Origin of the sequence: Streptomyces sp. NPDC001941 (genome assembly GCF_040296945.1) — a bacterium.
GTDB lineage: Bacteria > Actinomycetota > Actinomycetes > Streptomycetales > Streptomycetaceae > Streptomyces.
Window position 1 is genome coordinate 117,124 of the sequence record NZ_JBEOYE010000015.1, and the last position, 7,256, is coordinate 124,379.

Here is a 7,256-nt window from a genome sequence, read left to right on the forward strand (position 1 = left end):
GCTTTCAGTGCCGCCTCGATCGCGTGGGTCAGCGTCTCCAGATATGCGTCGTCGCTGCGGCCCTGTACGACCAGCATGTGGCAAGTCCCGCAAGCCGCAGAAACAGGGCTGATCTTTTCGGTCTTCCTTTGAGGGCATCCGCCGTGACCGAGGTCGCGGCGGATGCCTCGACGCGTTCTTCAGGGCGTGGGTGCGGTGAGATACCGCTGGACCGTGGGTCCGAGCCAGTCCACGATCTCCTCGCGGCCGAGCGCCATGCTCGCCGGGAACCGCAGCACGTAGCGCGTCAGCGCGAGCCCCAGCACGGTCGAGACGCACAGTGCCGCCCGCGCCTGCGCCTGCTCCGGCTCGTGGCCCAGCCGGCGGGCCAGCGGGATCATCTGCTCGCGCAGCACGCTCTGCATGCGATCGGCGGCGGCCGGGTCGGTGGCGCCGACTCGCATCAGCGCGGTGAGCTCCCCGTTCTCCTCCCACAGGGTGAGGAAGTGGCGCACCAGCGTACGGCCGATCTCCTCGCGCGGTTCGAGGGACAGGCCCGGCAACCCGGGATCGATCGCGACGGCCGCCGCGAACAGGCCCGCCTTGTTGCCGTAGTAGCGCATCACCATCGACGGGTCGATCTTCGCGTCGCGCGCGATGGCCCGGATGGTCGCCTTCTCGTAGCCGTCCGCCACGAACCGCTCGCGGGCCGCGTCGAGGATCGTGGCGCGGGTGGCGTCGGAACGCCTGGCGGCCTGCTGGTTCTCCGTGGTGCCGGTCATGCCAACAACGTAGACCAACAGGTGTTGACAGTCCATCGCTGCGGCTCTACGTTTGCCAACAGTGTTGGCCAACAGTGTTGGCAAGGTCGCTGTCGTTGGAGGCCCCTGGTGTCACCTGCGATACCCCTTGAGCGTCCGTCAGATCTCCTCGTGCCACAGCTAGCGAGCGTCGTGAGCGTCGCCGGACCCAGTACGGCGCTGGCCGGCCTTGATGCCGTGGGACAACCGATAGCGAAGGGAAGTACCGAAAATGGCCAAGCTGCAGAGTCTCGACCCGCACACGCCGATGTTCGCGCAGTTCAAGGAGAAGACCGGGCCCATCGTCCTGGCCAACACCTTCGTCGTCCCGAAGGAGAGGGCTGAAGCGTTCCTGGCCCTCTTTCGGAGGCAGGCGGAGTTCATGAAGACCCAGCCGGGATTCGTCTCCCTGCAGATGCACCAGGGAACGGCGGACAGTCAACTTCTGATGAATGTCGCGGTCTGGGAGTCGACCGAGGCGCTCGCCACGGCGTTCGGCAGCCCGGAGTTCCAGCGCATGGCGGCCGAGTTCGGCGACGACATCGTGTCGTACCCGCACATCTTCGAGCAGATCGACATATGACACGGCAGCTGCAGCCGGGGAGGGCAGTCGGAGAAGCCCTGACCTCCCCCGGGCAGTCACGCATCCATGCGCCATGCCGGGTCGCCAAGGCCGAGCCCGAAGCCGGCCGCGCCTCGCGCCCCACCACGCGTAGCTCCGTCCCTGAAGAGGAGTCACCATGACCGTGGAACTGAATCACACCATCGTCCCCGCCCGTGACCCGCAAGCCTCGGCGCAGTTCCTGGCCGACATCCTCGGCCTGAGTGTCGATCCGCCGGTGGCGCACTTCACGCCGGTCACGCTGGCCAACCAGGTCAGCCTGGACTATGACCAGCTGAACGACTTCGAGCCACACCACTACGCGTTCATGGTCAGCGAGCCGGAGTTCGACGCCGCCCTCGCCCGCATCCAGCACGGCGGCATCACCCACTACGGCGATCCCGCATGCCAAGAGATCGGGCAGATCTATCGCAGTGAGCGCACCGTGGGCCGCAGGGGCACCTACTTCCGCGACCCCGACGGACATCTCATGGAGATCCTCACTCCGGGCGGCGCCGGGTCGTGAGTCTGATGGCGGCCCAGCGGATCACGGCGTCGCTGGTGGTGGCGGGATCGCGGCAAAACCGGCATCGGCGAAGACGAACCGGCAGGCCGGCGCGGTCAGAGACCGAGTAAGGCGATCTTGCCCCCCCACCCGCGCCGGTCCGCGTCATCTGGCACGTCATCGACCGCCCCGCTATGCCCGCCGCATCCGCCGCTGAACCCCTGCCCCACCCCAGGCTGAACGTCAAAGGAGAAGAACCATGTCGCTGAAGAACGTCAACACCGTCCTGGCCACCGTCTGCGCCCTGTTCGTCCTCTACCTCGGGTTGTCCTTCATCCTGGCCCCGGAGGCGTCCACTCAAGGCGTTGGCCTGCCGACCTGGCCCGCCGGCAACGGCGACGGCTTCCTCATCATGAAGGGCACCCGCGAATTCTCGATGGGCCTGGTCATCGGCCTCCTCCTGCTGACGGGCCACCGCCGCGCCCTGGGCTGGGTCCTGCTGATGGAGGCCGTAGCCCCGTTCGGCGACATGATCAACGTCTTGGCCCACCACGGCCCCCTCGCCGCCGCGTTCGGCATCCACGGCCTGACCTCGGCGCTGATCGCGATCACCGGCCTGCTGACTCTCCGGGAGACCAGTCAGGCTCACAAGGCCACCGCCCCGGCGCCCGCCGCACAGCCCGCCTGACAGCTGCATGCCCCCAAGGGGTGGCCCGGCCAAATGGCCGGGCCACCCCTTATCCGTCAGCGACCGCCGAGAAGGGTCAGGCAAACGATCTTCTTCCAGCCGGCGGCGGCATGACAGCTGAGGCGGCCTGCTGCGCCGCAGCGGCCACGGCCACCTGAACTGGCTGGTATTGGGCACGGGTGCCGCGGTCACCACCATGCCGCTCATCACCCGCAACCACGGAAACGAGACCCGAGCCGGTTGAGTCGAACCGGCCCCTGCCCCGATTCTCATAAACGTTCCTTTGCCCGAGCAAGATCAAGTAGAGCCGGGCAGAGGTCGTCGAGAAGCCGATCGGGTCGCAGAAGCCGTTCTCACTCAAAAGTGGCAAGAGGGGGGTTCTGCGACTTGCGTTGTGCGAAAATCCGGGTCATGGCGGACCCTCAAGAGCCTTCCCCGCCCGCCGGGTCGGAAGCCGATCTCGTCGAACGCCATCCGTGCCCGAAGTGCAAGGCGGCCCCCGGCTCGCCGTGCCGCTCGCGCTCCGGCGCGGTCGCCAGCGCCTACCACACCGGCCGCTTCACCAAGGTGCCCAAGCTCGCGAAGGAGCTGCGGGTACAGACGCCGGCCGACCGCGGACCCGGCCAGCCGTGGCGGCCCGGGGCTCCGGTGCCCGCCGCCGTCGATCCGGACCTGCCGAGCGCGGACATCCGCATCGGCTACGCCCGTTGCTCGACGCTCGGGCAGGAACTCGATTCGCAGCTGGACGCGCTCGCCAAGCACGGCATCGACAGGGACAAGGCCTTCAGCGAGAAGATCAGCACCCGCATCAAGGTCCGCCCCGCATTCGAAGAGGCGCTCAAGACTGCCCGGGAGATCAAGGCGCACGCCCCGCACTGCCGGGTCCTGTTCACGGTGTACGAGATGAAGAGGCTGGGACGGGACGCGGCCGAGCTCACCGCGCTCGCCGACCATCTGACCGAGCACGGCCTGGTGCTGGAGATGCTCGCCGGACCGCTGCCCGGCATCTACGACCCCACCGGGCCGGGCAAGCTCCTGTTCGGCTTCTTCGCCGCGATGGCCGAGACCGAGCGGGAGACCATCCGCGAGTCGACGCTCGAAGGGCTCGACACCGCCGCCCGCAAGGGCAAGTACGGCGGCCGGCCCCCGGTCATCACCGACGACATGCTGCACACCGTGCTCCGCCGGAAGGCGCTCGGCGAGTCCGTCGAGCAGATCCAGCCCGACCTGATCATCCCCACCGGCAAGCGCAAGGCGCAGAGCCCCAGCATCTACCGGGCGCTCGCCGAGCACGAGAAGACCCAGGCGTACCCCGAGGCCGTCGAGGCGGCGCACGACGACTTCGCCGCTCTTCGGCAACGCGACTGCAGCCCCGTGTAGTTACTCTGCGTTACTCGCCACTTGGCGGCAGCTATACGAGAACTGGGCCCTGAACACCGGGCCGACGCCGACGCCCGCCGCGCCTGCTCCGCCGCCTACTCCGCTACCTCCTCCGTCGGCCGTATCGCCTCCGCCATCCGCAGGATGCGTTCCGGGAGGTACGGCGACTCGACCCGGATGCTCCAGCCACGGCGGCGCGCGTGGCAGGCCAGGGCGAGGACGTCCAGGTTGACCGTGGCCGTGGTGTCGTCCACCCGGTCGCCGACCGCGTAGTAGTCCCGGTGGGTCTCCAGGGCGTCGGCCAGGGCCAGGTTGAAGGACTCCTCGTCACCCTCGACGAGTTGGGAGAGCAGGACGGCGGGCGCGGGCAGGAAACCCCACTCCTCGGCCTTCTCCCTCTCGTGCAGGGCCCGTTCGGCCGCCGCCTCCGGGTCGTCGCCGGTCAGGTAGGCGTGCAGGGCCCGGCGGTAGGCGGTGGCGGCCGAGCCGTCCTCGGACGCCACCGTGGGGCCGGCCAGGACCAGCGGCGCGAGGTCCTCGCGGGCGCCGGTGATCAGGGCGAGCGCGACGGCCCGCTGCCAGGCGCCGGGGCTCGCCTCCTTGGTGCGGCCCGCGGGGAAGCGGGCCGTCATCCCGTCGACGGTCACCTCCACCTCGGTGCCGGGTTCGGCCAGGGCGAGGCGGAAGACCGCCGCCCGCGCCCGCGAGGCCACCACCAGGTTGCGCAGCTGGGCGTCGGTGGTGACACCCGCCGCGGCGCGCCGCTTGAAGAGCAGTTCCTGGTCGTCGGCCGCACTGCCCAGGCGCCACACGGACGGCGTCCCCCCGTCCTTCGGGGCGAGCGCTTCGGCGACGGACGCCTCGAACAGGGCCTCAGTCTCGGGGTGCACCGTGCAGTCGTACTCCGGGCGGTCCACCACCAGCGGTCCCGCGGCCAGCGCGGCGACGGCGTCCGGGCGCCGGTCGCGGCCCAGCCCCGCCACGCGCGGGCCCTGCTTCTCGAAGCCCGTCACCAGGGCGTGCGGGAGGTAGCCGCTGTCCACGGCCGGGAGCCACCCGTGCGTGCGGTAGGCGTGCGCGGCGAGGCCGAGCGGTATCAGCGGGAGCAGGCTGCGCGCGGGCGCGTGCTCACCGTGGAGGGTGCTCTCCTTGTGCAGGAGCTCCGCCAGCGCGGTATCGAAGGCCGCGCGGTCCTCGACGGCCACGGCCCGCAGCACCGCCAGCGCCAGGGTGTCCGGGTGTGCCAGCAGCCTGCCGTCACCGCTCTCCTCCGCGTGGGCGCGCAGGCGGGCGATCGCGGCGTCAAGGGCGGCCAGCTTGACCTGGTCGCTGAGCGGGTAGTCGGCGTCCTCGTCGTCGCTGCCGTCCATGACCTGCGCGTAGAGACCGGTGGCGAGTTCACCCGGCGGAGTGCCCTGCGCCTGATCTGCGAACGCCTGGCGGGCGAAGTAGAACGCCTCGCCGTGCGAGGAGGTGTTCCGGCCGGTGAGGACGCCGAGGCAGACCGCCTCGCTCCAGTCGCGTGCCGTGATACTGCCCCGCTCGCCCCCGGTGTCGGGGTCGTACGGGTCATGGCTCATGCCGAAGTTCACGTAGTTCAGGAAGACCGAGAAGCGCGTGTTGGAGAAGTACGCCGTGTGCGTGACCGCACCGATCGACGCCTCCGCGGCGTCCCGCAGCACGGCCTTCGCCTCCGGAGTGTCGAGCCCGCTCCCCCCGGCCGACAGCGCCGCCAGGTAGTCCAGCAGGTCCTCCGCTATGACCTGCCACTCGTACACGCCCATCGGTCCGGCCTTCGACATCGAGCGCACCTTGCCCCCGAGCCGGTTCGCGGAGTCCTCCCGCGCTGCCGAGAGACGGGCTTCGGCCACCTGATGACGTTCGATCCGCACTGCGCCGCTCCTTGATCCGATCCGTGTGCCCCACCCTAGACAGGGGGTCTGACAACCCACTTCCGAAGTCCACCGGTGAGCGCACCCCTCCCCGAACCTGCCGCCGCTCCGGGAATACCGGTGCTATGCCCACCGGTTGCCGCAAACGCAAGGCCGGTACGACACTTCGGGAGGATCCATGACAGTCCAGGGCACGGTGGCCGCTGGTTTCGAGGGCGTGCGCGAGGAGTTCGCCGCCTTCCTCTCCGCCGAGGAACACGACCCGGGCGCACAGCTCGTGGTGGTGCGCGACGGCGAGCGGGTGGTGGACCTGTGGTCCGCCGCGGTGAACGCCGAGTCCCTGGTACCGGTCTTCTCCTCCACCAAGGGCGCCGCCTACCTGGTCACCGCGCTGCTCGTCCAGGACGGCGTCCTCGACCTGGACCGCACCGTCGCCTCCTACTGGCCGGACTTCGCCGCCGAGGGCAAGGCGGACATCACCCTGCGCGACCTGCTGGCGCACCGCTCCGGCGTGGTCGGCGCGGACAAGGGATTCAGCCCGGAGGAGGTGGCCGACGACCGGGCGATCGCGGCCCGGCTCGCGGGACAGCGGCCGTTCTGGAAGCCGGGGCGCTTCTTCGGCTACCACGCCCTCGTGATCGGGGCACTGGTCGGCGAGGTGGTGTTCCGGGCCACCGGCCGCACGCTCCAGGAGTGGTACGAGGAGCGGGTCCGCGCCCCGTACGACCTGGACCTGTGGCTGGGCCTCCCGGAGTCCGAGGAAGGGCGCTTCCTGACGACCCAGCCGATGCTGCCGACGCCGGAGCAGCAGGCCGAGCTGACGGCCGCCGCGCGGTCCCCGCACAGCCTGGCCGGCATCGCCTTCAACGCGCACGCGCCCGGCGCGGGCGAGCTGTACGACTTCGCCAACTCCCGCGCGGTGCGGGCCAAGGGGCAGGCCTCGGCGGGCGGTGTGGGATCGGCGCGCGGCCTGGCCGGGATGTACACGGCGGCGGCGTTCGGCCTGGACGGCTGCGGTCCGCTCCTGAAGCCGGACACGGCGGCCGAGTTCGCCCGGATCCACTCCTCGGGCGAGGACCTGGTCAGCGGCGAGCCGCAGTCGTTCGGCCTGGGCTTCAGCACGCTCGGCTTCCGCTACCGGGCGACCGGCGCGGGCGCGTTCGGCCACAGCGGCGCCGCGGGCTCGCTGGCCCTCGCGGACCCGCGGCAGGGCTACGCGTACGCGTACACCCGCCGCCGCTTCGCCTTCCCAGGCGGCGCGGCCCCGGAGAACGAGCGGCTGCTGTGGTCGGTGGTGCGGTCGCTGGGCTAGGGCGTGTCTGATGGCTCTTTGGCGAGGTCCCGGAGCCAGATGATGAGGGCTGCGGTGGCCAGGGTGCCGTGGAATATGTAGTCGCGTTTGTCGTATCTG

General features: G+C 70.3%; 7 protein-coding genes. 5 read left to right on the forward strand and 2 right to left on the reverse strand.

Features of this window, described 5'->3' with window-relative positions; all coding sequences use genetic code 11:
• Positions 1-179 precede the first annotated feature (179 nt).
• Positions 180-761 (reverse strand): TetR/AcrR family transcriptional regulator, encoded by a 582-nt coding sequence (locus ABT160_RS14065; protein ID WP_351647234.1) that lies wholly within the window; start codon positions 759-761, stop codon positions 180-182.
• A 250-nt stretch (positions 762-1,011) separates the two neighbouring features.
• Between ABT160_RS14065 and ABT160_RS14070 the strand changes: the two genes are divergently transcribed.
• The 4 genes from ABT160_RS14070 (at position 1,012) to ABT160_RS14085 (ending at position 3,953) form a co-directional block, all read left to right on the forward strand.
• On the forward strand, positions 1,012-1,362 hold the full coding sequence (locus ABT160_RS14070; RefSeq protein ID WP_351647236.1) for an antibiotic biosynthesis monooxygenase family protein: 351 nt from the start codon (positions 1,012-1,014) through the stop codon (positions 1,360-1,362).
• 157 nt (positions 1,363-1,519) lie between these two features.
• Positions 1,520-1,906, forward strand: coding sequence for a VOC family protein (locus ABT160_RS14075; RefSeq protein WP_351647237.1), 387 nt, complete (start codon positions 1,520-1,522; stop codon positions 1,904-1,906).
• Positions 1,907-2,144: 238 nt separating this feature from the next.
• A complete protein-coding gene (locus ABT160_RS14080) occupies positions 2,145-2,573 on the forward strand; it encodes a DUF4267 domain-containing protein (protein WP_351647239.1) in 429 nt (142 codons plus the stop codon).
• Positions 2,574-2,984: 411 nt separating this feature from the next.
• Entirely contained in the window at positions 2,985-3,953 is a 969-nt protein-coding gene (locus ABT160_RS14085; RefSeq protein WP_351647241.1) for a recombinase family protein, read from the forward strand.
• Between the two features lie 95 nt (positions 3,954-4,048).
• On the opposite strand, the gene ABT160_RS14090 is transcribed toward ABT160_RS14085, so the two are convergent.
• Positions 4,049-5,824, reverse strand: a complete 1,776-nt coding sequence (locus tag ABT160_RS14090) for an immunity 49 family protein (RefSeq protein ID WP_351647243.1) — start codon at positions 5,822-5,824, stop codon at positions 4,049-4,051.
• Between the two features lie 199 nt (positions 5,825-6,023).
• On the opposite strand from ABT160_RS14090, the gene ABT160_RS14095 reads away from it, so the two are divergent.
• Positions 6,024-7,157 (forward strand): serine hydrolase domain-containing protein, encoded by a 1,134-nt coding sequence (locus ABT160_RS14095; protein WP_351647245.1) that lies wholly within the window; start codon positions 6,024-6,026, stop codon positions 7,155-7,157.
• The last annotated feature ends 99 nt before the right edge of the window (positions 7,158-7,256 follow it).

Excerpts from the sequence above, each read along its gene's own strand:
- ABT160_RS14065 (WP_351647234.1), bottom strand. The coding sequence starts at position 761 with ATGACCGGCACCACGGAGAACCAGCAGGCCGCCAGGCGTTCCGACGCC.
- ABT160_RS14070 (WP_351647236.1), top strand. The coding sequence starts at position 1,012 with ATGGCCAAGCTGCAGAGTCTCGACCCGCACACGCCGATGTTCGCGCAG.
- ABT160_RS14075 (WP_351647237.1), top strand. The coding sequence starts at position 1,520 with ATGACCGTGGAACTGAATCACACCATCGTCCCCGCCCGTGACCCGCAA.
- ABT160_RS14080 (WP_351647239.1), top strand. The coding sequence starts at position 2,145 with ATGTCGCTGAAGAACGTCAACACCGTCCTGGCCACCGTCTGCGCCCTG.
- ABT160_RS14085 (WP_351647241.1), top strand. The coding sequence starts at position 2,985 with ATGGCGGACCCTCAAGAGCCTTCCCCGCCCGCCGGGTCGGAAGCCGAT.
- ABT160_RS14095 (WP_351647245.1), top strand. The coding sequence starts at position 6,024 with ATGACAGTCCAGGGCACGGTGGCCGCTGGTTTCGAGGGCGTGCGCGAG.